This is a genomic window from Salipiger sp. PrR003 (assembly GCF_010500785.1).
In the GTDB taxonomy this organism is placed as follows: domain Bacteria; phylum Pseudomonadota; class Alphaproteobacteria; order Rhodobacterales; family Rhodobacteraceae; genus Salipiger; species Salipiger pacificus_A.
The window spans coordinates 57425-81211 of record NZ_JAAGOV010000035.1; the positions used below are offsets into that span (position 1 = coordinate 57425).

The window sequence follows — 23787 nt, forward strand, 5'->3', positions numbered from 1 at the left end:
CACACGAAGCGCAATCAGCCGCCGTGTGTCAGATCAGAGGTAGAATCGAGGAGGTTGCTGGGCCGGGGGGCCGGATATTCCGTGCGGAACGTCCACGAGCTGGATTTCATGGGCTGCGGTGGCAGCGATCGGGCTGGTACCAGCCGGGATCGAAAGAAGAGCGGCCATTCCCGCAGCATTGCACACAAAATCACAGACGGAACCCATCTTACCGTCTTCCAAGCTGCCGCAGGCGTCGCAATCGTCCATCGCCATCATGCCGCCATCCGTGGAGACCATTGACGAGGCCATGGCAATTGAGCCAGCAGACTGCGCGACCGCGCCGATGGCAAAAGCCACCAGCGAGAGGATACAGATAAGGCGTGCCCAACGTCTCATGATCTTGATCTACTACCCGCGCGATCCGAATGAAAGCGGCACAATATCACGTTTCTTGGAACATCCGAAGGTTGGCTTGTTCAAGTCCTCGGCAAAACGACTTGTTTCAGCGGCAACCACCCGCCCATGACCGCTTGGAAAAGGCCGCGAACAGGGCAAGCGTCCGTTCGCTGACATGGTGCTCGACGCCTTCGGCATCGCGTTCCGCGGTCTCGGGATCGAGCCCGAGGCTCAGGAGAAACCGCAAGACGATCTCGTGGCGATGTCTGCATTCCTTGGCAAGCGTCCGACCTTCCTCAGTCAGGAAGACCGAGCGGTATTTCGCGCGAGTGATCAGGCCGTCCCGCGCCAGACGGCCAAGCGTCTTGGCGACTGTTGGCGCGGTCACGCCCATGCGTGTCGCAATATCGACCGGCCGGGCCTCGCCGTTCTCGTGGATGAGTTCGGCGATCAGTTCGACATAATCTTCCGCCACTTCACTGCGCCGCGCTTCGCGCACACCGATGAAGGCCTCGGCGCGGGATTCGACCGCACGTGCCTCTGCCTCGTTTGAGTCAAGGTTATCATCATCCGTCATGCCGTCACCCTCGCACGATCGGGATTGACTCGTAAAGCCTAAGCGATGATTGTTAGCCGAAGCTAACTTTTTGCGCCGGGACTTTGGCTTGCGTGTCATCTGAGGGGACATCGTCCATGCCTGTCGATACCAGCAAGCGAGGGCGCGATGTGTCGTCCGCCGTGGAGACATCTCGGCCCACAGCGCCACCTGCGATGGTCACGGAGCCAGTATCGGCGTCGCGACGCGCGTTGTTGGTCAGCGGTCTGGTGGCTGCCGGCGGAGCGGCCGTGGCCGCGAGCCGCGCGCAATCCCAGGCAACGCCCGACCCGATGGCGGGGCATGCGATGTCCGGCGGGGCGGTCGATCCGTATTCGGCCCATGACAGTGGCATGGCGCATGGCAACATGACGATGGTCGGCCAAGTCGACCACGCCCGGAACGGGTTCGACCCGACGGCCATGCTGACCGACTGGGAGACCGGTCGCACCGAAGTCCTGCCGGATGGGCGCACGTTGCGAACGTTCGAGGTGGACGCCATCGACGTGGAGATCGAGATCGCTCCCGGCGTTTTCTTTCCCGCCTGGACGTTCAACGGCCGCGTGCCAGGCCCCGCCCTGCGAGCGAAGGAGGGCGAACGACTGAGGATCGTCTTTCGCAACCTCGGGTCACACCCGCATTCCATGCATTTTCACGGCATTCACTCGGCGCGGATGGACGGCGTTCAAGGCGCCGGGCTGATCGATCCGGGCGAGGAGTTCGTTTACGAATTCGATGCCAAGCCCTTCGGCTGCCACCTCTACCATTGCCATACCCTGCCACTGAAACGGCACATGCACAAGGGCATGTACGGCCTTTTCGTGGTCGATCCGGATCCGGCGCGCCACCCCGAATTTGCGGCCGTTGCGGCGTCGCGTGTGCTGGGCAGCCCGGAAAACGCCGAATGGCAGGAACTGGCGATGGTGATGAACGGCTTTGACACCAATTTCGATGGTGAGAACGAGGTCTATGCCGTAAACACGGTCGGCCAAGCTTACATGAACGCGCCGATCCGGATCGACAAGTCGCGCCCGGTGCGCATCTACCTCATGAACGCGACCGAGTTCGATCCGATCAACTCGTTCCACCTGCATGGGAATTTCTTCGACTATTACGACACCGGCACCCAGCTCACGCCGACCCTACGCACGGTCGATGTGATCATGCAGTGTCAGGCGCAGCGCGGCATCCTCGAGTTCAGCTTCGCCGATCACGAGGACGGGATGTATATGTTCCATGCGCACCAGGCCGAGTTCACCGAACTTGGCTGGATGGGCTTTTTCGACGTGCGAGAGGCCGGAGCATGACCGATCATATCCAACGCAGCCGCCCGCCAATGACCCGCCTGCTTCTCGTCCTCGTGCCGCTGGCCGTCATGCTGGGCGCCTTTGTCTGGATCGCCTCGCTCGATCCCTTGCGCGGCTTCAACAACGGCGCCCCCCCGGTCGAGGCGCTGACCGTCGAACGGACGATCCTCGATAGGTCGGGGATATCGCTCAGGGTGCGCGCCGGCGGATCGGAAGCGATGGTGGTCGCGCAGGTTGCCGTGGATGATGCATACTGGACCTTCACGCAGGAACCGGCGGGGCCGATTGCCCGCGGCGATGCGGTCTGGCTGCGCATTCCCTATCCGTGGGTCCTTGGCGAGGCCCATCATATCAATCTGCTGACGAACACAGGCGCGACCTTTGGGCACGAGATCGCGGTGGCAGTTTCGACGCCAAGTCCCACCTGGGGGCAACTTCGGCTCCAGGCGGTGATCGGGGCGATCGTCGGCCTTTTGCCGGTAGCGCTTGGCCTGATGTTCTATCCGGCCATGAAGGGCGTCGGGCAAAGGGGGATGAACTTTCTGCTGGCGCTGACGGTCGGGTTGCTGGCCTTCCTGCTGATCGACACCATATCCGAGGCACTGGAGCTATCGGCAGAAGCGGCCGCGATATTCCAAGGTTCTGCCATGGTCTGGCTGGCGGCGCTTACAAGCTTTCTTCTATTGATGGCTATCGGGCGCTGGCGCGGCAATCCGGAAGGCATCGCGCTTGCGTTCTACATTGCCCTCGGGATCGGGCTTCACAACTTCGGCGAAGGGCTGGCAATCGGCGGCGCATTCGCCGCCGGGTCGGCGGGGCTTGGAACTTTCCTCGTCCTAGGCTTTGCCTTGCACAATGTCACCGAGGGCATAGGCATCGCCGCCCCGATGCTTCGTGCCCGGCCAACGCTTTGGACGTTTGCCGCTCTGACCCTGCTCGCCGGTGGCCCGGCCATCCTCGGAATGTGGGCGGGCAGCCTTGCCTATGCGCCGCAATGGTCGGCACTGGCACTCGCCGTCGGAGCGGGTGCGATCCTGCAAGTCATGGTCGAGGTCAGCGCCTACCTTGTACGTCAAAACGCCGACAGGCAGGCGGCGCTGATGTCACCAGCCGTACTGGTCGGGTTTCTGGGCGGCATCGCCTTCATGTACGCGACGGCGGCATTGATCAAGATCTGAGCGGTGATCGGCTGTTTCGGCTTCATGGGGCGGTCGCCCAGCTCTATAACCTGACCCCGTCTGTCCACGGGGAGATCGCAATTTTCGTGCCCCAGTTTGTGCGCCCAAGAGACTTATTCTTTCGTGATTTCGAAATAAAGAATTTGAGGCTAGAGCGACTAGAGGATCCCACAGATAGGTGAAAACACCGCAAATCCATCTGACTACTATTTCTGAGCCGCACGTCGAAATCGACTGTCTCATATTTTTGGTCTGTCACGATTCTGGTCCTCCGTTGAACTATCAACAAATGTTACGCACCAAAACGAGTGCTTCTTTAGAGGTGTTTCATGGCATCGCCCGCCACATGCGGAAACGCACCTGTTCGGTCACCTCGCGGATTAGACCTTGCGCTTCCATCCAAGCAAGGTTGCGCTGGACGGCGGCGCGGCTGGCACCGGTCAGGGTCTCGGCCATTGGAGCGGAGACGACGGGCCATTCGGTCAGCACCGCGCGCAATGCAGGTGGTGTCTTGCCAGAGAGCGGTGCCATCATGTTGTCCGCCCGCGCTGACCATGCCTGGATATCGTCGAGGTGCCGCATCGCGGTCAGGCATGCTGTTTCCATTCCCTCGAGCCAACGCTGCAAGCGCTCGGCAGGTGGGCCACTGGCGCGCAGCCCCCCTGCCCCGCGCATAGCCAGAGGCGCAAAGATGGCCCCCCCATTCAAATTCGGGCCTTCGCTCGCGGCAATGCGTGCGGCGGTAACCGCCGCTTCCATCCGGTCGTCCTGTTGCCCGAGGCCCGCAAGGTTCCAGAGGTGAAACCCCATGCAGGCGCGTGTAATCGAATGCAGGTGGGCGGCTTGCGCCATCAGGTCAAGCCAACCGACCGCGCGATCCGCAAAGGGCTCGGCTTCATTGGCCATGTTTTCAGGGTCACGGCGATCGAGGAAAGCGGATAAGTCCACCTCTGGACCGGGACCGCCTGTCAGACGGCGCACCGCCCATCCGACACGCGCGAGCGCTGCGGTGTCGTCCTGCACCCCGGACAAGCGCATGGATATCCAAAGCGCCAGCCGATCCGGGCCAATTCGGTCACCCACAAACCAGCTGAGGTCTGCCGCCTCGATCAGGGCGAGCCTGAGCCGCCAGCCTTCCGGCCCACGGTGCAGACGGTCATCCAGCGCGCCAATCCGGCTAGCCACACGGGCAAGACGGGCGGCATTACCTGCCTCTGCCTTCCGCCAATCGTCGAGGACTGCGGTTTCAGGCAGCTCTGCCCTCGGTCTGGGCGGCAGATAATCCGGCTCCACTTCTATTGGACCGGGCAGGAACCACAGGTCGTCCTCGGACGTCTCTTCAATCCCCTCTGCATCAACTAGAGGATCGTCCAATTTACTATACTGCGTAGTTACTTGAGGCTTCATATGTGCAAAATATGGCGCTTTTGCATTTTACCAAAGTGTTTTGTTAGGGTGCGCCTGCACACCCTATATAGCACGCGCGCGCGGTGGTCTGCGATATCTCTCTGATCGCGCTCAGCATATGAAAACCAAGGGGTTTTTGATTTGCAGCACCACAAAGAGCGCCCTTGCCTCTGTTTACAAACGGTCGTTTAGTAGCGATACCTAAAATTGCAAACGGCCCGATTTCATGCCCCTGATAGGCTATGCCCGCGTTTCCACAGAGGATCAGACCCCCCTGCCCCAGTCTGAGGCCATGCAAGCTGCGGGTTGCGTCGAGATATTCGAAGAACACGCCTCAGGTGGCAATCGTGCGCGGCCGGTGCTCGCGCGGGTGCTCGAACGTGTCCAGAGCGGCGACACGTTGGTCGTCGTGCGAATCGATCGGCTCGCGCGGTCGCTGTCGCACCTTCTTGAGGTGATTGAGCGTCTGGAGGCCAAGGGGGCTTTCTTCCGCTCGCTCCAAGACCCGATCGACACATCCTCACCACAGGGCAAGTTCACGCTGCAGGTTCTGGGCGCCGCGGCCGAGTTCGAACGCGCTCTGATCCGCGAACGCACCAAGGCCGGGCTTGCTTCTGCGCGGGCCAAAGGGCGCGTTGGTGGCAATCCTGGACTGCGCGCCAAAGACCCCGCCGCACTGCGCAAGGTGCGGCTGGCGCGACAGGACGGCTATATGGAGCGCCTCAACGAGACCGCGCAGGATTGGGTGCCCCATGTGCGCCGCTTGCGCCCCGATATGGCCTGGGAAGACCTGCTGCGGATCATCAATGGCCCCCTGCCCCCAGATCGCCATTGGACACAAAGCCGACTGCTCCGCGCTGTGAAGGCATATGTGCGCGACGGGTTCCTTCCTGCCGAGGTGCTTGGCCGCGCCGGACGCCGCGAAACCGATGACCGCCTGCCGGCCATCGTGGCGGCCATCAAAGGGTCGGACCCGGATATCACGCTACAAGCGATCTGCGACCGGTTGGAAGCCATGCGTGAGCGCACCCCTCGAGGCCGCACTGGCTGGCAGCCGTCTTCGGTCAAAATGCTGCTTGAGCGTGCGGAAAAGTTGGGGCTCCTCTGAACACGACACTTGTGTTGGCCTAACGGATTGCCACTAAATCTAGAAAGTGCTTGCACGAATCTGGCTGCTCGGGCAATAGTCTCGAAAAATAACGCGCGGTCACATAAAAAACGCGCCCACGGATCGGGGCAAACATGAGCGAAGCAGAACAGGATCTAGATATCGCCATCGGGCACTACGCGGAACTTCTCGCGTCGAACCTGCATGCTCAGCGCGCTGCACACTTCCCACCAGATGCAAAGAAGGTGATGCGCACTCTGACCAGCGGCGAAGCTGCTGAGCTCCTTGGCGTCGACCATACCTATCTTCGGAAGCTTCATCGAGAAGGAAAGATCGTTGACGTCGAGACGACGGCTGGAAGTCATCGCCGCTATACGCTCGACGATATCTGGGAAATCCGGCAGACGCTTGAAGGAAACGCAAAAAAGTCTGGAACTTACGTGCCTGGACGTCGCGACGGTGACGAGCTTCAAGTCATTTCAGTGGTGAACTTCAAGGGCGGGTCCGGCAAAACGACGACGTCTGCTCACCTCGCTCAGCGCTTGGCGCTCAAGGGGTACAGGGTTCTTGCGATCGATCTCGACCCCCAAGCATCTCTTTCGGCTCTTCACGGAATCCAGCCAGAACTCGACCTCATGGAGGGCGGAACCCTCTATGATGCCGTTCGCTATGACGATCCGGTTCCGATCGCCGAAGTGATCCGCAAGACCTACATCCGCGGCCTTGATCTTATCCCGGGCAACCTTGAACTCATGGAGTTCGAGCACGAGACGCCTGCTGCGATCCAGCGAGGCGGAGCGAAGGCGTTCTTCGCGAGAGTTCATGACGCACTCGATAGTGTTGAAGCGAACTACGACGTTGTTGTGATCGACTGTCCGCCGCAACTTGGTTTCTTGACGATGTCAGCACTTTCCGCGTCCTCTGGTGTGCTCGTGACGGTTCACCCGCAGATGCTTGACCTTATGTCGATGTCCCAATTCCTGCGAATGACTGCGGATCTCCTTGGAGTAATCAGGGATGCAGGCGCAAATCTGCGCTTCGATTGGCTTCGCTTCTTGCCAACGCGATACAAAGTCGGCGACGCACCACAGACCGAAGTCATCGCCTTCATTCGCGGGCTCTTTGGGAGGTCGGTCCTGACCAATCACATGGTTGAGTCGACCGCAATTTCTGATGCCGGCTTGACCAAGCAAACGCTATACGAAGCTGACAAGAAGGACTTCACGCGTCAGACGTTTGATCGTGCGATCGAGTCTATGAACGCAGTGAACGATGAGATCGCTGAAATCATCCAGAACACATGGGGGCGGAATGGCAAGAAAGCCTAAACTTGGCCTGCCGCTGCAGACCCTTCGCAACGCTCCTGACGCTCTTGAAGGGCGCCGACTGCGTGGCGGTGTTTTTGAGATCGATCCGGCGCAGATTGTTACCGAAGGACGGTTGGATGACAGGCTTCAGATTGAAGTTGAGGGCCTGAAGAACTCTATTTCCAAGAACGGTCAGCGTGTGCCTGTCTTGGTCCGCCCACTGGAAGGCGATCGCTACAACCTGATCTATGGCCGCAGACGCTTGGAAGCATGTCGCGAACTCGGTATCAAAGTTCGAGCCATCGTCACAGAGGTTGAAGGTGATCAAGCGCTTCGAGATCAGCTTCTCGAGAACCAAGAGCGTCGTGATCTGAGCTTTATTGAACGTGCGCTAGTAGCGACGGCGCTTCTAGACGGCGACCATTTGGAAGGGGCTGAGCGCACCAATCGTGGTGTCGCCGAAGTCCTTAACCTCCACGAAGCTGGGGTTTCACAGCTCTTGAGTGTCGTTCGGACGGTCGGCGAGGATCTCATCCAGGCAATTGGTGCAGCTCCTGGGATTGGTCGCCCGAGATGGGAAGAGCTCAAAAAGGCTTTGGGTGCCTACGACGGTAATCGGGACCAACTGCTAGCCATAGCTCATGCAGCCAAGTCCGGAAGTTCCGGCTCGGTCGATGAGGTTTCTGAGCGTGCGTTTCTCGCAGTTCTGGCAGCTGCGAAGAGCGCAGAAAAGAAAGCAAGCCCGTCTAGAAAGGGTGTGCCTGCTTTGGCGATCCCCGGTGTTGGAGCTGCGACGGTCAAGACCAGCCGCCAAGGCAAGCAGCTCAAACTTGATCTAACTACGGATGAACCTGATTTTATCAGCTGGTTGGAGGGCAACGCCCCAAAGCTGATTACCGAGCTTCATGAGCGCTGGAAGCGTTCAGGAGACTGAGGAAGAGCAACCAACAAGAAGGAGGCACGATACAGGCAAAAAGAAAAAGGCCCCGAGAAGCTAGCTTCACGAGACCTTTGTAAGGTTTCGCACCGGGATCAGCCCGCTACAAAATCTCAGTTTTCGCACTTCTGAATGTAGCGTTCTGGCCCCTACCCCGCAAGCGCAAAGCGATTCGCGGGCCCTAGAATTTTTGTCTTCGTGGACATTTTCATGGAGTACACACCAATCTCGCCGTTTATGCGGCCAATTTCGCACGCCCATTTGCGCGTCATTGAGCGACCCGAGGCATCTGTTCCAGCCAGACCCGTTAACAAGTGGGAACTCCTGCGCGAGCTCTCCAAGGCGCAAGCGGCCTTTGGGGTCTCGGAACGTGATCTGACGGTTTTGCAGGGGCTCCTCAGCTTCTTTCCGGACGATGCGCTTGGCGGGAACGCCGAGATGGTCGTCTTCCCCTCGAACAAGGCGATCTGTGAGCGCCTGAATGGTATGCCCTGCTCCACGATGCGTCGTCACCTCGCGCGTCTTGTCGAGGCTGGCTTGCTCCAGCGGCGCGATAGCCCCAATGGGAAGCGCTACGTCCGTAAGCACGGCGAAGACCGCGTTGCCTTTGGCTTCGATCTTTCCCCGCTCTACTGTCAGTCCGAGGAGATAGCACGGGCCGCAGAGGCCGTACGTGAGGCTGAGGAGCGCGTCAGGCGCCTGAGAGAGGTCGTAAGCCTCATGCGCCGCGATCTCGCGGCCCTCGCCGAGTTCGGAGACGAGATGCAGCCAGGCCTAGGCTTCTGGGATCAGCTTCGCGACAGGGCTGCCCTCACAGCCCGCGCGCTTCGCCGCAAGCTTTCAGTTGAGGACCTCGCGGCCTATCGAGCCGACCTTGAAGCTCTCCTTGACCAGGCACGCAACATCATTGATGGCCCTGAAACAGAAGAAATGAACACCAATGATGCCCAATCTGAGCGTCACCATCATAATTCAAATAAAGAATCTATAGATCTTGAACCTGCTTTAGGAAAAAGCGGGGCGGCGGCGGGTGTGCCAGATGTGGACACGAATGAGCCGGTGGCTGACGTTGATGAACAGGACACAAGACACCTGCCAAAGATCCCGCTGCACCTAGTGATCGCGGCATGTCCCTCGCTCAAGACCTTCTACCAAGGTGAGATCCGGCATTGGCATCAGCTCTTCGATGCGGCGTGCCATGTGCGGCCAGCCATGGGCATCAGTGCGTCTGCATGGGAAGAAGCACAGCGGTTCATGGGTCCGGAGCAAGCGTCGATCGTCGTTGCTGCCATGCTGGAACGCTTCGCCGACATAAGATCGCCTGGTGGATACTTGCGAGCTCTGACTGCCAAAGCTGCGGCAGGCGAGTTTTCTTGTGGCCCAATGGTCATGGCATTGATTGGCCGGCGGAACGCGGCTTAACAGCTGTTAAACTCCGATCTCGTGCGGCGGGCATGGCATAACTTAACAGCTGTTAAGCAGGCTCTCGGCACACAAACGGTGTTCGAGAGAGAAAAGTTAGGGGGTTGAGGTGTGGCGGTATTTGAGATCGTGAAAGTGGCTTTCGCCTTCGTCGCGGCGAAGATCTGATGACGAGGGCATCCCGATCATCATGGTAAAACCTCAGCTGGTGACCATCGCTGCTAGTAGCGCAAAGGCGGCTAGTGAAGAACATACAGAGCGTTGCGCTGTAGCCAACCTAGCAGTTGCGCGCCTCCGCGGCCCCTGCCCTTTTCGATGTCTGAGATCTGAAGATGAATACCCTGAACAATTGGTTCTACGCGATCCGGCGCCTGCTGACGGCGATTTGGGTCCTGGCCTCGGATATTCCCTTGGCCTTCATCGGTGCTAATGCCTGAGAGGTAGGTTGTGGATGTCTGTTGCATGATATCGTGGCTACGGGCCGCAGCGCACAAGGAGCAGACGATCGATGGTTGCCAAAACCGTTTGACCAAGGGCTCGATCCTCGAATTCCCGCACGCGGGGAGCCGGTAACTTCTCAGTCACTTCGATAATGGCGACATGGCCAGCGAGGCAATCGGTTCCTCAAGCGCAGCAGCTGGTTGCCAGCGGTCCCGCGTTCCACTGATTTGGTCGTAGTGGACGGCGAGGACATCGCAGAACAGCGGGTGCAACTTAATCTCTTGATTTCATGACACCCGAACTCTTCAAAAGAGTGCTTTGATGTTGGTTGCGGAATGATCTGATCCATCCGGTGGATGAAAGCGATTTAATAACAATGGGTTATTGTGTTTTAGTGTTCGCGATGGGAAATTATGCCCATAACAGCCATCATCGACATGGTTTCCCTTTCCAGGGTGCCGATCCGCTACATCGGCGGGAAGCCAAAGCATCAGCACGCTTTATGAAGAAGTTGGCAGTTGCGGGCCGATTGAGCGGTTTGGGCTATCTCGTGAAGAAGGAGCCGCCACAGGTCTAGCCGATGGGCCCTGTGGAAGTTCTGATCCCGTCGTACCAGTACAGTTCGGTGGCGGTTGGGTGTTTCATGGGTTTGGTCCACGAAAAGTGAAAGTGTTCTTCGGGTTTTGTGACTGACGGATGAGGGCCTTTGGGGTCCCTCAGATGGGTCCGGGCCGGGTTCCGGTCTGCCGTTCCGGATGAAGGGCATTTCCATGCAAACAGGTGTCTTGCGCGTGCTCCGCGCAACCGCGGCCTCCTGGTGGCGACATAGAGAGCTGCGCCGAACTGGCCAGACGGCGCTGGCACAGCGGCTCGAACGCCAGACCGTCCTGCGTGATCTCGGCTATCTCAGGCAGGCGGCGACGCTGCCGAATGCCCATGTGATCTGCAGGGCGGGTGGAACGTTCCTCCATCTCGGCTGCGCCACCGTATCCACCCACGCGCCAATCGAGCGCTTTCCCGTGGCCTCTCTTGCGGTCGCGCGAGGGACGCCGTTCATCGATATCCGACCCGTCACCGATGGCATCGGCTTCGCGAACCTGCCCCGTGTGACACGAGGCAGATCGGTTGACGCTGACCATTCAGGTGCCGGCCAGTCTGTCTCGCTGACCACCTACATCGACATGGTCGAGCGGCTCGGCGCGAGGATCGTCAACGATCCGCGCCCCCGCCAGTCAACCTGACCCCTAAATTCTCTCACCAACACACGAAAGGACGCCAGCCATGGCCCGATCCCGCACGCCCAAATTCGATGCCTCCGAGGTCATCACGAACGAAATCATCCGCATCATCGAGCGCGGCGTCCTGCCGTGGCGAAAGCCCTGGACCGCAGGCGGCAGCTCTCGCCCCCTGCGCGTGGGCGGGGAACCCTACCAAGGGGTGAACAACTTCCTGCTAACCATGCGCACCGTGATGGCGGGGCACAGCTCGCCCTTCTGGATGACGCTGCCGCAAGCCAATGCGTTGGATGCGAAGGTCCGCAAGGGCGAGAAGTCCTCTGTCGTCGTTTACTACGGTCAAAGCCGGAGGGACGCCGGCGGCGAGGATGACCACGGGGAGAGGGATGATCGCTCCGAGGAGGCCCGCGTATTCCGCTTCCAGAAATCCTACCGCGTGTTCAACGCCTGCCAGATCGATGGCTTGCCCGACAGCTTCTTCCCCGACCCGGAGCCCGTGCCCGAGCATCCGCCGTCCGAGCCCATCCCGCACATGCAGGCGTTTTTCGATGCTATCGACATCACGACCGTTTTCACGGGAACAGAAGCCTACTATTTGCCGCCCGTGGACAAGGTCTTCATGCCGTCGATCGCGCGGTTCGAAAACCCGCGGAACTTCTACGGGGTCTGGGCGCATGAGCTGGCCCATGCCACGAAAGCCCCCCATCGACTGAACCGTGATTTCGGGTTCTCGAAGTTCGGCAACACCTCCTATGCGCGCGAGGAGATCGTCGCGGAATTGACCTCGGTTTTCCTGGGTCAGACGCTCGGCTTCACGGCCCATACGCTCGAGATGAATGCCGCCTATCTCCACAACTGGTTACGGGTCCTTCGGTCGGACAAGGGTGCGATCTTCAAGCACGCCGCGGATGCGCAGCGCGCCTGCGACTATCTGATCGCCAGATCGGAGACGGGCAGGGCAGGGCGCAGTGCCGAGGCCGCCTGACCACACGGAGAACGGAGACTCCCATGTCAAGTAAGGAACCCAAAACGCTGCGGATGGCCTGCTTCAACGACGGCCGCCGCAAGATCATCACCTTCAAGCGCGGTGCCTATTGGTGGAGCGCTGCCGAGGGCGCTTATCCGCTCTCGGCAGCGCTCGAGAGCATCACGGACCAGGGCGGCTGGATCGAAACCATCCCCAACCCGAATTACAGACCCAAGGGGCTGTTCGGGTAGGGCACCTTCTGCTTCGGTTCCTCCGCCCCGCGGAAAAGAAAAAGCAGGCTTTGGGAAGGGTGTTTCAACTTCTCAAAGGAAAGACCCATGTCCATGACCGTTCAACCCCAGTCAGACCGTCCGGATCCGACCGTGATCGCGGCGCAGAACGACGCGTTCCGCAAACTCGCGTGCCTTGGAGTGCCGCCCGCGCAGCCCATCCAAGGCCGGATGCATGTTACCCGTTCGCTCATGGAGGCTGGTGACGGCTTCATGGCCGAGGCGGTGAAGGCGACCGGTGAGTTTGCCACGTTCGAGCCCGAGAACGACCCGGAGGGATGGCATGATTTCGGGTCGGTCACGGTCCGCGGCGAGACCGTGTTCTGGAAAATCGATCTGTATGAAGCGGATTCCGACTTTCGCTACGGAGCCGAGACCCCGGACAACCCCACGACCACCACGCGCGTGCTGACCATCATGCTGGCGCGCGACTGGTAGAAGGGCAGGGGACTCCTCCCCGACATCTCAGGCAATGAAGGCCCACCGACCCCTCAAAGGGAGAGTGGGCCTTTTGTCCTTTTGATCCCCGAAGCCGGGGATTGGTCACGTGCGTGAACGCGCGGATCTCACCATACCCATCGAAAAGGACATCCCATGACCGCAAGCTTCAAACCCGTCTCCGTCGCCATCGGCGATCTGACTGCCCATCCAGCCAATGTGCGTAGCAACTCCCCGGAAACCTACGACCCCGAGAACATCGCCCATCTGAAGGCCAGCATCGCCGTACTGGGCCTGCTCCAGCCGCTCCTTGTCCAGAAGCTCGACGGCAAATATGCCGTGCTTGCCGGTGGCCGGCGCCATGCCGCGCTGAAAGAGCTGGTCGCGGACAAGGCCGTCAAGGGGTTCACGGCGAAAACCAAGGTGGACTGCCGTCTCGTCCGGGACGACTGCGACGTCACCACGGCCTTGTCGCTCGCCGAGAACATCACGCAAGCCCCGATGAACGCGATTGACGAGTTCGAGGCCTTCGCGCGGATGATGGAGGTCGATGGCCAGACCCCCGAGACCATCGCCAGGACCTTCGGCACCACAGTCGCTGCCGTGAAAGGCCGCCTGCGCTACGGTCTCATTCATCCCGACATTCGCGCGGCGGCTCGCGCGAAGACAATCACACTCGACACGATGAAGGCCTTTGCTGAGCATCCGAGCCAGGAAGTGCAGCGCGAGGTCTTCGAGGCGCTCACCAAGGAAGACAGCTACTTGCAGGCCTACACCGTCCGTCAGGCGCTCAAATCGCGCGGGGTGCAGGTCAGCGACGACATCGGTACTTTCGTGCGCGAGGAATACGAGGCCCGCGGCGGAGCGATCGCGGCCGATCTCCTGGAAGAGCATTCGGTGCTGGAAGACGCTGCGCTGGTCGAAACCATCCTGCTCGAGAAGCTCGCGGCCGCCGCCGAGGAGGCCCGCATAAAGCTGGGCTTTGCTTGGGCCGATTCGGTGGTCCGCTACGATTACGCGACCATGGCCGACTATGGCCGAGTCTATCCCAGCCCGATCGAGCCGGATGAGGCGAGCCAGAAGCGCATCGATGAGATCACCGCCGAGCTTGAGAAACTGCAGCTCGAGATGGAGGATGAGGGGCTCGAAGACGATGCCTACAATGCCCTTTACGAGCGCGTGGACGCTCTGGAAGACGAAGCGCGCGATCTGCAGGAGGCCTATAGCGCCGAGGACCTCGCGCGGTCCGGGGTGATCGCGTCGTGGCAGGGTGGAAAGATTACGCTCCATATCGGCCTCGTGCGCCCCGAGGACACCGTGAAAGAGGAGGGCGCGCGCGGTTCGTCGACCAACACCAGCGGAGAGGAGGCCCCCGACGCTGGTGAAATCAGCTACCCGGCCTCGTTGGCAGAGGACCTCAAGACGGAGCGGGCCATGGCCCTCGGCGCCGCGATGGCGCTGCATCCCGAGGCCACGCTCGATCTGACGCTCTTCAAGCTGGTCAGTGATGTTCTGGCCAGCGGCATGAGCGTCACGCAGGCGATCAAGATCGATGCCCGCAAGGAATACCGCAGCCATGCCAAAATGGACGAGATCGACGAGACCTCGCTTGAGCAGGTGGCGGCGGCGCATGATGCGCTGGACCTCTCCTGGCTCGATGACAACCGTTCGCCCGCCGATCAGTTCGCGGCGTTTCGCGCGCTGGAGGCCGGCGAGAAGGCCAAGCTCGTGGCCTATGCGACCGCCAGCACGACGCAGTCCTGCTTCGCACGGGACCGCCAGCGCGACAGCCTGATGCATGACTTCGAGATCGAGATCATGCCCGACATCCGCGCCCACTGGACGCCAAATGCGGCGCTCTTCAACCGCTTCAAGAAGGCCTGGCTCCTGAAGATCCTCGGCGAAGATCTGGGTCTGGCCCAGGAGGCGGTGACGCTGGCCTCGTCGAGCAAGAAAGAGATCGTCGCCTTCTGCGACAAGCTCTTCGCCGAGCCTTTCGCGACGCTCACGGACGCGCAGCGCGCTGCTGTGGCCGCCTGGTGCCCGCCCATGATGCAGACCGCCGGCGTCGCCTGTGATGAGGCGGAGCATGCCTCGCAATCTCCCGAGCCTGACAGCGAGATCGCGCAAGCGGCCTGAGTCCTCACGCGACCCGCGCGAGGCATTCCCCGCGCGCGTCGACCCTTCCAAACCGAACAGAAAGACATCCCCATGGCTATTCTCAAGTTCTCTGCCTCCGCTGTTGCGGCGCAAATCGCTCATGCGCGCGCCTGCAAGACCTTCCTGCCCAACTGGAACGGACCCGTGGACAGGCCCGCCCTGATCCTCATCGTCGGCAATGGTGTGCATCTGCGCTCGAACGGCATCGACGGCACGACCACCCGCATCGTCACGACCGAACAGGCCGATCCGTCCTTCGCTTTCGCCCAAGGTATGAACCCTTTTCGGGATGCCGACTGGATGGCGCAGCGCCGCATGGCGTTTCGCGATCTGACCGGCCAGTTCTACACGGACATCCTTGACGATGTGCAGGCGCTCATCGATCGGGGGCAGGGGGCGATCCGGCTCGCCACCGATGGCCACAGCATCCGCGTCTTCGTGCGCCGGGCCTCGGACTATCTGATCGGCGGGACCTACGAGGTGCCTTCAGGTCTTGGCGGTACCTTCCGGGTCATCCTCAAGGATGCCTGCGACACCTTCGCGATCGTTCAGAACTGCGGCAATTGCGAGGATTTCGACGCCATGCAGCCCTACCGCGTGCCGCTCGATACGCTGATGGAAATCGATGACCGGAGGGCGGCGTAATGGGTTGGCTCTTCTACACCGACGGCCGCGTCAAATCCTACGCGGATGAGAAAGCAGAGATCACCCGGCTTTGCACCTTTGAGGGCGACACGCGCAAAACCGAACTGGTGAAAGCCTGCAAGGTCGGCTCAACCTGGTATGCGGCGGCTAGGGTTACCAATCGTGATGGCACCCCTGTCGAGGACGCGACCTATGTCACCGATCCTGACGGCTCGATCACTTTCGCCGCCGTCTTCCTCACCGCCTACGACGATGGGTGTTGGGGCTACAAGGATATGGAGGAAAGCGCTGGCCCGAACGCGTCGCGCGCGCCCCTTGCGCTGATCGAACTTCTCTCCGACCTGAAAGACCCGGACAGCTACGCCCGGGACTGGCGCCAGCGCTGCCGGGAATGGGCTTCGATCCCGAACTACGAGGAAGGCGACAAGATCAGGCTCGCCACCCCTGTGACGCTCACCGATGGCAGTACATGCCAGATCGTCACCGCGACCCACTACAAGCGGGGGCGGCAAAAACGCCGCTGCTACCGGATCGAGGAAACCGGCGGGCTCGTACGCCTCTCGAAGGCCACGCTTGCGGGTTCTGAGCTGCTCAGCTCCGCGAAAGGTGCTGCCAGCCCGGTGCTGGCGGAGTATCTCGCGGGGCAGGGTGGCTGAGTTTCCCGCGGAGACAACACCACGGGACCACGTGCACACATACTGCCGCCTTGAGATCGTATCTCAAATGAGATACATCGCTCCCATCAACTGGAGGACCATCCATGCCTGCCCAAACATCCATGCTTCATGTCCGTGTTGACGATCAGCTGAAAGCACAGGCTTCGGACGCACTTGCGGGCGTCGGTCTGACGCTCTCCGACGCGGTGCGTATTCTTCTGACCCGCGTGGCCGCAGAAGGCGGCTTGCCTGCCGGATTGACCGCTGATCCGGATGCCTATGACGCCTGGTTCCGGGCGAAGGTACAGGAAGCGCTAGACGATCCAAGGCCCACAACGCCCCATGCCAAGGCGATGCAAGACGCTCAGGCATTGATTGACGGGAAGCGCCTTGCCAAATCTTGAATGGAAAGCGACGGCCATCGCCGACTTGCTGGCAATCATTGACTACATCTCTGACGACAACCCGGATGCCGCCCAAGTTCTCAAAGACGAGATTGAACACAAGACGTCCCTCCTTCCAGAACGCCCTCAGATGTACCGCGCGGGCCGTGTGGACGGGACTAGGGAGATGGTTATTCGGCCGAACTACATCGTGGTTTATGCTGAAAGCCTTGAGATGGTGACCATTTTACGCGTTCTTCATGCTGCGCAGCAGTGGCCATGATGGGGGTGCAGGCCCCCCGCTAAGAAATTGCCCGCTCTACGCCTTCAAAGTGTAGAGCGGGCTTTTTCTCCTTTGGAACTCAGACCCTGATCCAAAGGAATTCCCCATGTCCAAGCCCTGCTCAACGCTCCCCGATCCTATTGAATCCAAAGCTAACTTCGTCTCTGCCCTCGAGCAGATCGGCACGGAGATCGACCACCAACCCCTGCGCAGCTCAGCGCTCGCACGCATCATGCGAGAGACCTTTCTTGGCAGTGATGCCGGGGGCGCCTGGGACTGGCGGAAGGCCTATGACCTGATGCAGGCGGCGGCTGTGCAGGCGCTGCTACGTGGCGACAACAGTGAGGATGATTACTTCGCCGCAAAACTGCTTGCCTCACGGCTGCTGACGGAAACCCGCCGCTCCGAGCAGCAGATCCGGTTGCAGCAGTTTTCCACGCCACTGCCATTTGCCGCCTTGGCCGTGCGGGCGGCAGCCATTCGCAAGGGCGAGACCGTGCTGGAGCCCTCGGCTGGCACCGGTGCTTTGGCCGGTTTTGCTGCCCGGGCCGGTGCCACGCTTTCTCTCAATGAAATCGACCCCTTTCGCCATAGCCTATTGCGCGCGGTCTTCGGCGGCGAGGCGACGGGCCATGACGGCGAGCATATCGACGATCTGCTGCAGACGCCGGTTCTACCCGACATCGTGGTGATGAACCCGCCGTTCGCCTCCTCGGTCGATCGCTCCCGCGACAAGCACATCGCCGCCAAACATCTCATTGCGGCTGCAAAGCGTCTCGCGCATGGCGGGCGGCTGGTGGCGATCATGCCGCCGGGATTCACGCCCGAACGCGATGCCGCGCATTGGTCCCGCGCTTGCGGTCTCCTGACGCCGCGCTTGGCCCTCACGATGCCGGGACAGGTTTACCGCAAGCTCGGCACCTCTGTGGAAACCCAGCTGATGGTCTTCGACAAGGTGCAGGAGGACGGAGAGATGATCCGCGCCAGCGTCAGGGACTTGGATGAAGCCCTTCCTTTTGCCGACGCCGTGGCCGCAACCCGGCCCGAGGCGCGCCCCGTACAACAGGCGGCGAAAAACCCTCATGCGCGATCGGTCGGTCCAGTACCTGTCACGCGCAAGCGACCAGTTGCTAGAGTTGTGGCGTCCAACGCTCAGACCAACGCCGCCATACCGCTCACTTTCACAAGCCTTGAGGCCGCGCGCGACAACACGCCCGTCTCGGATATCTATGCGCGCTATCGCCCTCAGCGGATCGAGATCGCTGGTGCGCAGGAACATCCCACGCCCTTGGTCGAAAGCATCGCCATGGCTTCCGTGGCGCCGCCCGTGCCTTCTGGCGCGGCCAGTGCGGAATTGCGCCTGCCTGCCAGGCTGATCGAGGATGGGCATCTCTCCGAGGCTCAGCTCGAGACCATCATCATGGCCCATGATGCCCATGGGCGTGACCTGCCGGGGCGGTTCACCATCGACGACGACCAGACCAAACTCACCCGTGCCGATGATGACCCGGACGCCAATGCTTATCGCCTTGGCTACTTCCTCGGTGACGGCACGGGCTGCGGCAAGGGGCGCGAATGCGCCGGGCTCATCCTGGTGAACTGGCTCGCTGGACGCAGAAAGGCGATCTGGGTCTCCAAATCCGCCACGCTCATCGAGGACGCGATCCGCGACTGGACCGATCTTGGCGGCTCGCCCGCCGACATCCAGCCGCTCTCAAAATGGAAACCGGAACAGCCCATCCCGATGGGTGACGGCATCCTCTTTGTCACCTACGCCACGCTGCGGTCCGCGGGCAAATGCGGCACCACGCGGCTGAGCCAGATCCTCGACTGGATGGGCGAAGACTTTGAAGGCGTGCTGGCCTTTGATGAGGCCCATGCCATGCAGAACGCGGCCGGGTCCGAGCAGGGCAGGGGGGTCAAACCCTCCCAGCAAGGCCTTGCTGGCCTGCGGCTGCAACTGGCAGCACCCCGCGCTCGCGTCTTCTACATCTCGGCTACCGGCGCCACGAGCGTGCACAACCTGGCCTATGCCGCGCGTCTCGGTCTCTGGGGGCAGGGGCCCGAATACCCATTTCCAAGCCGCGAGAGCTTCGTCTCGGCGATGGAGGCGGGCGGTGTCGCGGCGATGGAAGTGGTCGCCCGTGATCTCAAGACGCTCGGGCTCTACACGGCGCGCGCCCTCAGCTTCGACGGTGTTGAATACGATGTGTTGGAACACGCGCTGACCCCGGCCCAGATCGAGGTCTACGACGCCTATGCGGGCGCGTTTCGGACGATCCACCACAATCTCGAGGCGGCACTGACCGCGACTGGTGTCAATGACGCCTCGGGCGAGACCAATGCTTCGGCCGCACGCGCTTCGGCCAAGTCCCGCTTCGAGAGCACGAAGCAGCGGTTCTTCAACCATCTCCTGATGGGCATGAAAGCCCCGACCATCATCCGCGCCATCGAGGACGACCTGGCGGCGGGCAAGGCTTGCGTCATCCAGGTGGTCTCGACAGGCGAAAGCCTGTTGAAGCGGCGGCTTGAGACGATGGACGCAGAAGATGAGCTCGTCGAGGGGGCCTTGACGCCGCGCGACTATGTTCTTGGCTACCTCGAACAGGCCTTCCCGATCCATGCGCAAAAGCTGGTCGAGATCGACGGCAACATGGTGGTCGAGCCCTTGCGGGATGCCAATGGCGCGCTCGTTGTCTCGCGCGAGGCGCTCGCCTTGCGTGATGCGGCTATGATGGAGTTGATGACTCTGGCCCCGATCCCCTCGGCGCTCGACCAGATCCTCTGGGCCTTTGGTGAAGAGGCCGTCGCCGAGGTCACCGGTCGATCGATCCGGCCTTTGAAAGCCGAGGACGGCCATCTCTTCATCGAGAAGCGCGTCGCCAGCAGCAATTCCTCCGAGACCCAAGCCTTCATGGACGGCGAGAAAGATATACTGATCTTTTCCGATGCAGGTGGCACGGGCCGGTCCTATCACGCGGCGCAAACGGCGAAGAACCAGAAACGGCGGCGGCACTATCTTCTGGAGCCCGGCTGGCGCGCGGATGCGGCCATCCAGGGGCTCGGGCGCACGCATCGCTCGGCTCAGGTCAGCGCGCCCTTCTTCCGGGTCTGCACCTCGGATGTGCATGGCGAAAAGCGTTTCACCTCGACTATAGCCAAGCGCCTCGACCAGCTGGGGGCCTTGACCAAGGGTCAGCGCGAGACCGGCTCGCAAGGCATGTTCCGCGAGGAGGACAATCTCGAAAGCCCGATCGCAAGGGCGGCCCTGCGCGAGTATTTCGCCGATATTGCCGCCGGGCGCGCCGAGGCGATGAGCTACGAAAGCTTCACCGACTGGACCGCCCTGCGGCTGATCGACAAGGACGGGGTGCTGCTCGAGGAGCTTCCACCGATCCAGCGGTTTCTGAACAGGGTGCTGGCGCTGCCTATCCACATGCAGAACGCGCTCTTTGCCGAGTTCATGCGCCGGATCGCTGATCAGACCGAACGGGCGCGCACGGCGGGCACGCTCGATCTCGGCGTGGAAACCCTGCGCGGCGACAAGATAGAACAGGTCTCCACGGAAGATCTCTGGACCTGCCTGAAATCTGGCGCCGTGACGCGGATCATCGGACTTGAGGTGACGGACCCGGTCCACGTGCTGTCGGGGGATGACGCCCTGTCGCGCAACCCCGACAAGCTGCCGATGGTCAATCGCGCCTCAGATCGCGCGGCGCTCATCTCGGCGCGGCCCATGCAGATGTATGACGAGGACATCGTCACGCTGATGCGCAAGGTGGTGCGGCCAAACGGGTCAAGCTATCTCGAAGAGGCGCGGTTCGAGTCCTCGGCCTGGGAGAACATCGGTAAGCCCGAGTTTGCAAGGCTTTGGGATGCCGAGGCTGCCTCCTTGCCCAAGACCACCACGACCAAGCTCTACCTGTTGACAGGGCTGCTGTTGCCGATCTGGAAGGACATTCCGACCACCAATGAGCGCATCTACCGGGTCACGCCCGACGGGGCGACCGCGATGATCGGGCGGACTCTGAGCGAGCAAGGCGCGGCCGCGCTGCGCGCCCGCTTCCTCGTGTCCAACCCGCAAACACCGCAGGAGATGTTGACCGCCGCCCTCGGCACCACCGCGCCTGTCGATCTGGGCCGGGGTCTGACCCTGACCCGTCGCCGGGTCGCAGGCGAGATGCGCCTTGAGTTGGGCGGCGCCGACAAGGGCATGATCGACGGCCTCAAGGCCCTCGGCTGCTTCACCGAGATCATCGCCTTCCAGTTGCGGGTGTTCATGCCGCATGGGGACGGGATCGACACGGGAAGCATTCTGGCCCGGATCGTGGGGCAGGAAGCCGCCATGACGTCAGAACAAGCCGCCTGAAAAGCCAAAGCGGGCTTTGGGTCGGGCGTCGCGGATCGGGATTTGGCCGGTCTGCGCTTTCCGGGCGCGCGGGCCAATGCCACGCGCGGCCCCCCAATTGCAGACAAGAGGACAGACCCATGACCAATCCCCAGATCGACTATGCCGCAATGGCGGCTCAGTGGCGCGCGGAGCGCGAAACCACCTTGAAGGCATCTCGAGCGGAGCTGCTCGCGCAACTACGTGCGCTTGGCATCAGCGAGGTGACTGCCGAATACGAAGGCTATGGCGACTCCGGCAATGTCGAGGATGTGACGGTTCAGCCTGCAGAGGTCCGACTGCCGGAGGCGCTTGCCACAGAGATTGGCGATTTCGCCTGGTCGCTCGCCTATCACCATCACCCGGGGTTCGAAAATAACGAGGGCGGCTACGGCACGCTGACCTGGGACTTGCGCAACGACAGCATCACCCTCGATCACGCGGACCGCTATGTCGAATGTTCGCACAGCTATGTCGAGGGTCTTTGAGATGGCCCATCCGCTTCATCATGCTGAAAGCTCTGCGCGGAAATTCGGCGGGGTGCCGTCTGACTATCAGTCCATACATGACTGGTTCGATGCCTCGAAAGAGCACCTCGCGCTCTTTACGCACCGAGCCATGCGCCACCACGCTCAAGGCCTGTTCGAGGCGGAACGGGTTTTCGGCCTGACCCTGACCAATAGCGCTGGTCGGGACATCCCCGTGCGCTGGATCGGCGAACAGCATGTCCGCGAAGACTGCCAGGGCCGCATCCCGAGCATGGCGGACTGGCTGCGACGGATCCAGCCCGAGCCATGGATGGCCAATGGCCATATCGACCGGCATGTCGGCTCCGAGCCCTGCGGCGATCCAAGGGTTGCCTGGGCCTCCGAGGTCGCCTCCGGACGAACGGTTCTTGGCCTGAAGGATTGGATGGCGGCGCGCGCGATGCAAGTGGCGCAGAGTGCCTGACAGGACCCGGCTTTTTGCCAATTGAATGCCGCACGGAAGCCCGGTTGGAAGATCGGGCTTCTTGCGTCGTTTACCCACCATTCTACTTGAGGAGGGTCACATGACACTCGATGAAATCAAAGCCGCGGTCGATGCCGGGCAGACCGTGCATTGGGCCAATACCGGCTACGTTGTGCACAAGGACCGGCTCGGTCAGTACCTCATCACCTATGTGCCGAATGATAGCTGCATCGGCCTGACCGACCGAAGCGGGCACCGGTTGAACGGCAAAGAGGCGGAGTTCTTCATCGCGCAATCGAAGGACGCCGCGGAAAATCCGGGCCGCCAATCAAGATCAGACGGACAGGAGAGGGGCGCAGCACCCGGGCGCGCGGTGGCACACCCATTCGGACGACAGCCCTGACCCACGGGCGGGGATGAAAGGAAAGCAGGCTTTCTGATTTGTGATCCCAGGAGGGGTCGAGAAAGCAATCCCGGATGCGCTGACAAGAACGTCAGGCACCGGCCAATCCAAGAAGGAAATATCCCATGTTCGCAGGAACCCTCACCCGCAATGTCGAGACCGCAGCCGCCGAGTACACCGGCATGATCCACTCGACGCGCTTTGATATCGCCATCCAGCTGGAAGCGCGGGCCAAGATGTCCGAACGCAGCCCGGATTACGACGTGACGGCGGTCAACAAGTCTGGCCGCAAGGTGCGCATCGGTACGGCCTGGAACGAGACCGGTACGACCAGCGGCAATCCCTACATCTCGATGCAGATCGATGTCGGTTTGGGCCCGTTCCGCGTCAATGCCGTGCAGACGAAGGAAGCGCGCGCGGCCCAGAGCGGCGAATTCGAGATCATCCCGCTGGTCTCGAACGGCCTGATGAAATCCGGCTCGATCTCGGGCGAGCTCACCGCCATGGACGCTGACAACGCCTTCACCGGCTACATCGCCAATATGATGTTCGATCTGGAGTTCATGCTGATCGAGAACAGCTACAAGTCCGAGGAGACCCACCCAGACTACCGCATCGAGGTCAGCTCGCCCCGGGGCACGCCGATCCGCGTTGGCTCGGCGTGGATGGCCAAGAGCAGCCGCACGGGCAATGACTACCTTTCGCTGCTGATCAACACGCCCGATGGTGATCTGCGCGTGAACGCCGTGCAGAACGAAGAGCAGCGCGGCGGTCAGACCTTCTCGATCATCCCGTTCATCGATAGCGGTGAGCCGTCGCACGATGCGGGCGCGGGGCTGTCGCTGGTCGCGTGACCTTGGTACGAGGCTTGAACATCTGAACTGCAAGGGGAGCCGTGGGTTCACGGTT

At 61.3% G+C, this 23787-nt stretch carries 23 protein-coding genes; 20 read left to right on the top strand and 3 right to left on the bottom strand.

The window, feature by feature from the left end:
* Positions 1 to 33: 33 nt before the first annotated feature.
* A complete protein-coding gene (locus G0D83_RS10530) occupies positions 34 to 378 on the bottom strand; it encodes a hypothetical protein (protein ID WP_164193071.1) in 345 nt (114 codons plus the stop codon).
* A 106-nt stretch (positions 379 to 484) separates the two neighbouring features.
* Positions 485 to 955, bottom strand: a complete 471-nt coding sequence (gene mntR / locus G0D83_RS10535) for a manganese-binding transcriptional regulator MntR (RefSeq protein WP_164193074.1) — start codon at positions 953 to 955, stop codon at positions 485 to 487.
* Between the two features lie 311 nt (positions 956 to 1266).
* Here mntR and G0D83_RS10540 point away from each other — a divergent pair, with 311 nt between their 5' ends.
* On the top strand, positions 1267 to 2280 hold the full coding sequence (locus G0D83_RS10540; protein WP_203595591.1) for a multicopper oxidase domain-containing protein: 1014 nt from the start codon (positions 1267 to 1269) through the stop codon (positions 2278 to 2280).
* Positions 2277 to 3458 carry a metal transporter gene (locus G0D83_RS10545; RefSeq protein ID WP_164193077.1) on the top strand — a complete coding sequence of 394 codons (1182 nt, stop codon included), beginning with the start codon at positions 2277 to 2279 and terminating at the stop codon, positions 3456 to 3458. The genes G0D83_RS10540 and G0D83_RS10545 overlap by 4 nt, the downstream gene beginning before the upstream one ends.
* Positions 3459 to 3785: 327 nt before the next feature.
* On the opposite strand, the gene G0D83_RS10550 is transcribed toward G0D83_RS10545, so the two are convergent.
* Positions 3786 to 4865 (bottom strand): hypothetical protein, encoded by a 1080-nt coding sequence (locus G0D83_RS10550; RefSeq protein WP_164193080.1) that lies wholly within the window; start codon positions 4863 to 4865, stop codon positions 3786 to 3788.
* 226 nt (positions 4866 to 5091) lie between these two features.
* On the opposite strand from G0D83_RS10550, the gene G0D83_RS10555 reads away from it, so the two are divergent.
* From G0D83_RS10555 to G0D83_RS10640, 18 genes are all read left to right on the top strand, one after another.
* A complete protein-coding gene (locus G0D83_RS10555) occupies positions 5092 to 5973 on the top strand; it encodes a recombinase family protein (RefSeq protein ID WP_164193084.1) in 882 nt (293 codons plus the stop codon).
* A gap of 134 nt (positions 5974 to 6107) precedes the next feature.
* Positions 6108 to 7301 carry a plasmid partitioning protein RepA gene (repA, locus tag G0D83_RS10560; RefSeq protein WP_009827042.1) on the top strand — a complete coding sequence of 398 codons (1194 nt, stop codon included), beginning with the start codon at positions 6108 to 6110 and terminating at the stop codon, positions 7299 to 7301.
* Positions 7285 to 8214, top strand: a complete 930-nt coding sequence (gene repB / locus G0D83_RS10565) for a plasmid partitioning protein RepB (RefSeq protein ID WP_089963198.1) — start codon at positions 7285 to 7287, stop codon at positions 8212 to 8214. Before repA ends, repB begins: the two co-directional genes overlap by 17 nt.
* A gap of 213 nt (positions 8215 to 8427) precedes the next feature.
* On the top strand, positions 8428 to 9639 hold the full coding sequence (gene repC / locus G0D83_RS10570) for a plasmid replication protein RepC (protein ID WP_164193088.1): 1212 nt from the start codon (positions 8428 to 8430) through the stop codon (positions 9637 to 9639).
* Between the two features lie 1196 nt (positions 9640 to 10835).
* A complete protein-coding gene (locus tag G0D83_RS10575; protein WP_164193091.1) occupies positions 10836 to 11321 on the top strand; it encodes a hypothetical protein in 486 nt (161 codons plus the stop codon).
* Positions 11322 to 11361: 40 nt separating this feature from the next.
* Entirely contained in the window at positions 11362 to 12300 is a 939-nt protein-coding gene (locus G0D83_RS10580; protein WP_088726106.1) for an ArdC family protein, read from the top strand.
* 23 nt (positions 12301 to 12323) lie between these two features.
* Positions 12324 to 12533, top strand: a complete 210-nt coding sequence (locus G0D83_RS10585) for a DUF6330 family protein (RefSeq protein ID WP_164193094.1) — start codon at positions 12324 to 12326, stop codon at positions 12531 to 12533.
* An 87-nt stretch (positions 12534 to 12620) separates the two neighbouring features.
* Positions 12621 to 13010 carry a DUF3768 domain-containing protein gene (locus G0D83_RS10590; RefSeq protein WP_164193099.1) on the top strand — a complete coding sequence of 130 codons (390 nt, stop codon included), beginning with the start codon at positions 12621 to 12623 and terminating at the stop codon, positions 13008 to 13010.
* Between the two features lie 156 nt (positions 13011 to 13166).
* Positions 13167 to 15149, top strand: coding sequence for a ParB/RepB/Spo0J family partition protein (locus G0D83_RS10595; RefSeq protein WP_164193102.1), 1983 nt, complete (start codon positions 13167 to 13169; stop codon positions 15147 to 15149).
* A gap of 72 nt (positions 15150 to 15221) precedes the next feature.
* Entirely contained in the window at positions 15222 to 15815 is a 594-nt protein-coding gene (locus G0D83_RS10600) for a regulator (protein WP_089963187.1), read from the top strand.
* Positions 15815 to 16471, top strand: a complete 657-nt coding sequence (locus tag G0D83_RS10605; protein ID WP_089963186.1) for a hypothetical protein — start codon at positions 15815 to 15817, stop codon at positions 16469 to 16471. The genes G0D83_RS10600 and G0D83_RS10605 overlap by 1 nt, the downstream gene beginning before the upstream one ends.
* A 104-nt stretch (positions 16472 to 16575) precedes the next feature.
* The gene (locus G0D83_RS10610) at positions 16576 to 16875 is read left to right on the top strand and encodes a type II toxin-antitoxin system RelB/DinJ family antitoxin (RefSeq protein WP_044353023.1); all 300 of its coding nucleotides are present in this window, start codon (positions 16576 to 16578) and stop codon (positions 16873 to 16875) included.
* A complete protein-coding gene (locus G0D83_RS10615; protein ID WP_089963184.1) occupies positions 16862 to 17137 on the top strand; it encodes a type II toxin-antitoxin system RelE/ParE family toxin in 276 nt (91 codons plus the stop codon). Before G0D83_RS10610 ends, G0D83_RS10615 begins: the two co-directional genes overlap by 14 nt.
* A gap of 106 nt (positions 17138 to 17243) precedes the next feature.
* Positions 17244 to 21506 carry a bifunctional class I SAM-dependent methyltransferase/DEAD/DEAH box helicase gene (locus G0D83_RS10620; RefSeq protein ID WP_164193105.1) on the top strand — a complete coding sequence of 1421 codons (4263 nt, stop codon included), beginning with the start codon at positions 17244 to 17246 and terminating at the stop codon, positions 21504 to 21506.
* A 119-nt stretch (positions 21507 to 21625) separates the two neighbouring features.
* The gene (locus G0D83_RS10625) at positions 21626 to 22012 is read left to right on the top strand and encodes a DUF6878 family protein (protein WP_164193108.1); all 387 of its coding nucleotides are present in this window, start codon (positions 21626 to 21628) and stop codon (positions 22010 to 22012) included.
* Between the two features lies 1 nt (position 22013).
* Positions 22014 to 22475 carry a hypothetical protein gene (locus tag G0D83_RS10630; protein ID WP_164193113.1) on the top strand — a complete coding sequence of 154 codons (462 nt, stop codon included), beginning with the start codon at positions 22014 to 22016 and terminating at the stop codon, positions 22473 to 22475.
* A 100-nt stretch (positions 22476 to 22575) separates the two neighbouring features.
* Entirely contained in the window at positions 22576 to 22878 is a 303-nt protein-coding gene (locus G0D83_RS10635) for a hypothetical protein (RefSeq protein ID WP_164193116.1), read from the top strand.
* A 125-nt stretch (positions 22879 to 23003) separates the two neighbouring features.
* The gene (locus G0D83_RS10640; protein WP_108887203.1) at positions 23004 to 23732 is read left to right on the top strand and encodes a DUF736 family protein; all 729 of its coding nucleotides are present in this window, start codon (positions 23004 to 23006) and stop codon (positions 23730 to 23732) included.
* The last annotated feature ends 55 nt before the right edge of the window (positions 23733 to 23787 follow it).

Excerpts from the sequence above, each read along its gene's own strand:
- G0D83_RS10555 (WP_164193084.1), top strand. The coding sequence starts at position 5,092 with ATGCCCCTGATAGGCTATGCCCGCGTTTCCACAGAGGATCAGACCCCC.
- G0D83_RS10620 (WP_164193105.1), top strand. The coding sequence starts at position 17,244 with ATGTCCAAGCCCTGCTCAACGCTCCCCGATCCTATTGAATCCAAAGCT.
- G0D83_RS10600 (WP_089963187.1), top strand. The coding sequence starts at position 15,222 with ATGGCTATTCTCAAGTTCTCTGCCTCCGCTGTTGCGGCGCAAATCGCT.
- G0D83_RS10605 (WP_089963186.1), top strand. The coding sequence starts at position 15,815 with ATGGGTTGGCTCTTCTACACCGACGGCCGCGTCAAATCCTACGCGGAT.
- repC (WP_164193088.1), top strand. The coding sequence starts at position 8,428 with ATGGAGTACACACCAATCTCGCCGTTTATGCGGCCAATTTCGCACGCC.
- G0D83_RS10590 (WP_164193099.1), top strand. The coding sequence starts at position 12,621 with ATGTCCATGACCGTTCAACCCCAGTCAGACCGTCCGGATCCGACCGTG.
- G0D83_RS10595 (WP_164193102.1), top strand. The coding sequence starts at position 13,167 with ATGACCGCAAGCTTCAAACCCGTCTCCGTCGCCATCGGCGATCTGACT.
- mntR (WP_164193074.1), bottom strand. The coding sequence starts at position 955 with ATGACGGATGATGATAACCTTGACTCAAACGAGGCAGAGGCACGTGCG.
- repA (WP_009827042.1), top strand. The coding sequence starts at position 6,108 with ATGAGCGAAGCAGAACAGGATCTAGATATCGCCATCGGGCACTACGCG.
- G0D83_RS10625 (WP_164193108.1), top strand. The coding sequence starts at position 21,626 with ATGACCAATCCCCAGATCGACTATGCCGCAATGGCGGCTCAGTGGCGC.
- G0D83_RS10610 (WP_044353023.1), top strand. The coding sequence starts at position 16,576 with ATGCCTGCCCAAACATCCATGCTTCATGTCCGTGTTGACGATCAGCTG.
- G0D83_RS10550 (WP_164193080.1), bottom strand. The coding sequence starts at position 4,865 with ATGAAGCCTCAAGTAACTACGCAGTATAGTAAATTGGACGATCCTCTA.
- G0D83_RS10635 (WP_164193116.1), top strand. The coding sequence starts at position 22,576 with ATGACACTCGATGAAATCAAAGCCGCGGTCGATGCCGGGCAGACCGTG.
- G0D83_RS10580 (WP_088726106.1), top strand. The coding sequence starts at position 11,362 with ATGGCCCGATCCCGCACGCCCAAATTCGATGCCTCCGAGGTCATCACG.
- G0D83_RS10530 (WP_164193071.1), bottom strand. The coding sequence starts at position 378 with ATGAGACGTTGGGCACGCCTTATCTGTATCCTCTCGCTGGTGGCTTTT.
- G0D83_RS10630 (WP_164193113.1), top strand. The coding sequence starts at position 22,014 with ATGGCCCATCCGCTTCATCATGCTGAAAGCTCTGCGCGGAAATTCGGC.
- G0D83_RS10575 (WP_164193091.1), top strand. The coding sequence starts at position 10,836 with ATGAAGGGCATTTCCATGCAAACAGGTGTCTTGCGCGTGCTCCGCGCA.
- G0D83_RS10545 (WP_164193077.1), top strand. The coding sequence starts at position 2,277 with ATGACCGATCATATCCAACGCAGCCGCCCGCCAATGACCCGCCTGCTT.
- G0D83_RS10540 (WP_203595591.1), top strand. The coding sequence starts at position 1,267 with ATGGCGGGGCATGCGATGTCCGGCGGGGCGGTCGATCCGTATTCGGCC.
- G0D83_RS10640 (WP_108887203.1), top strand. The coding sequence starts at position 23,004 with ATGTTCGCAGGAACCCTCACCCGCAATGTCGAGACCGCAGCCGCCGAG.
- G0D83_RS10585 (WP_164193094.1), top strand. The coding sequence starts at position 12,324 with ATGTCAAGTAAGGAACCCAAAACGCTGCGGATGGCCTGCTTCAACGAC.
- repB (WP_089963198.1), top strand. The coding sequence starts at position 7,285 with ATGGCAAGAAAGCCTAAACTTGGCCTGCCGCTGCAGACCCTTCGCAAC.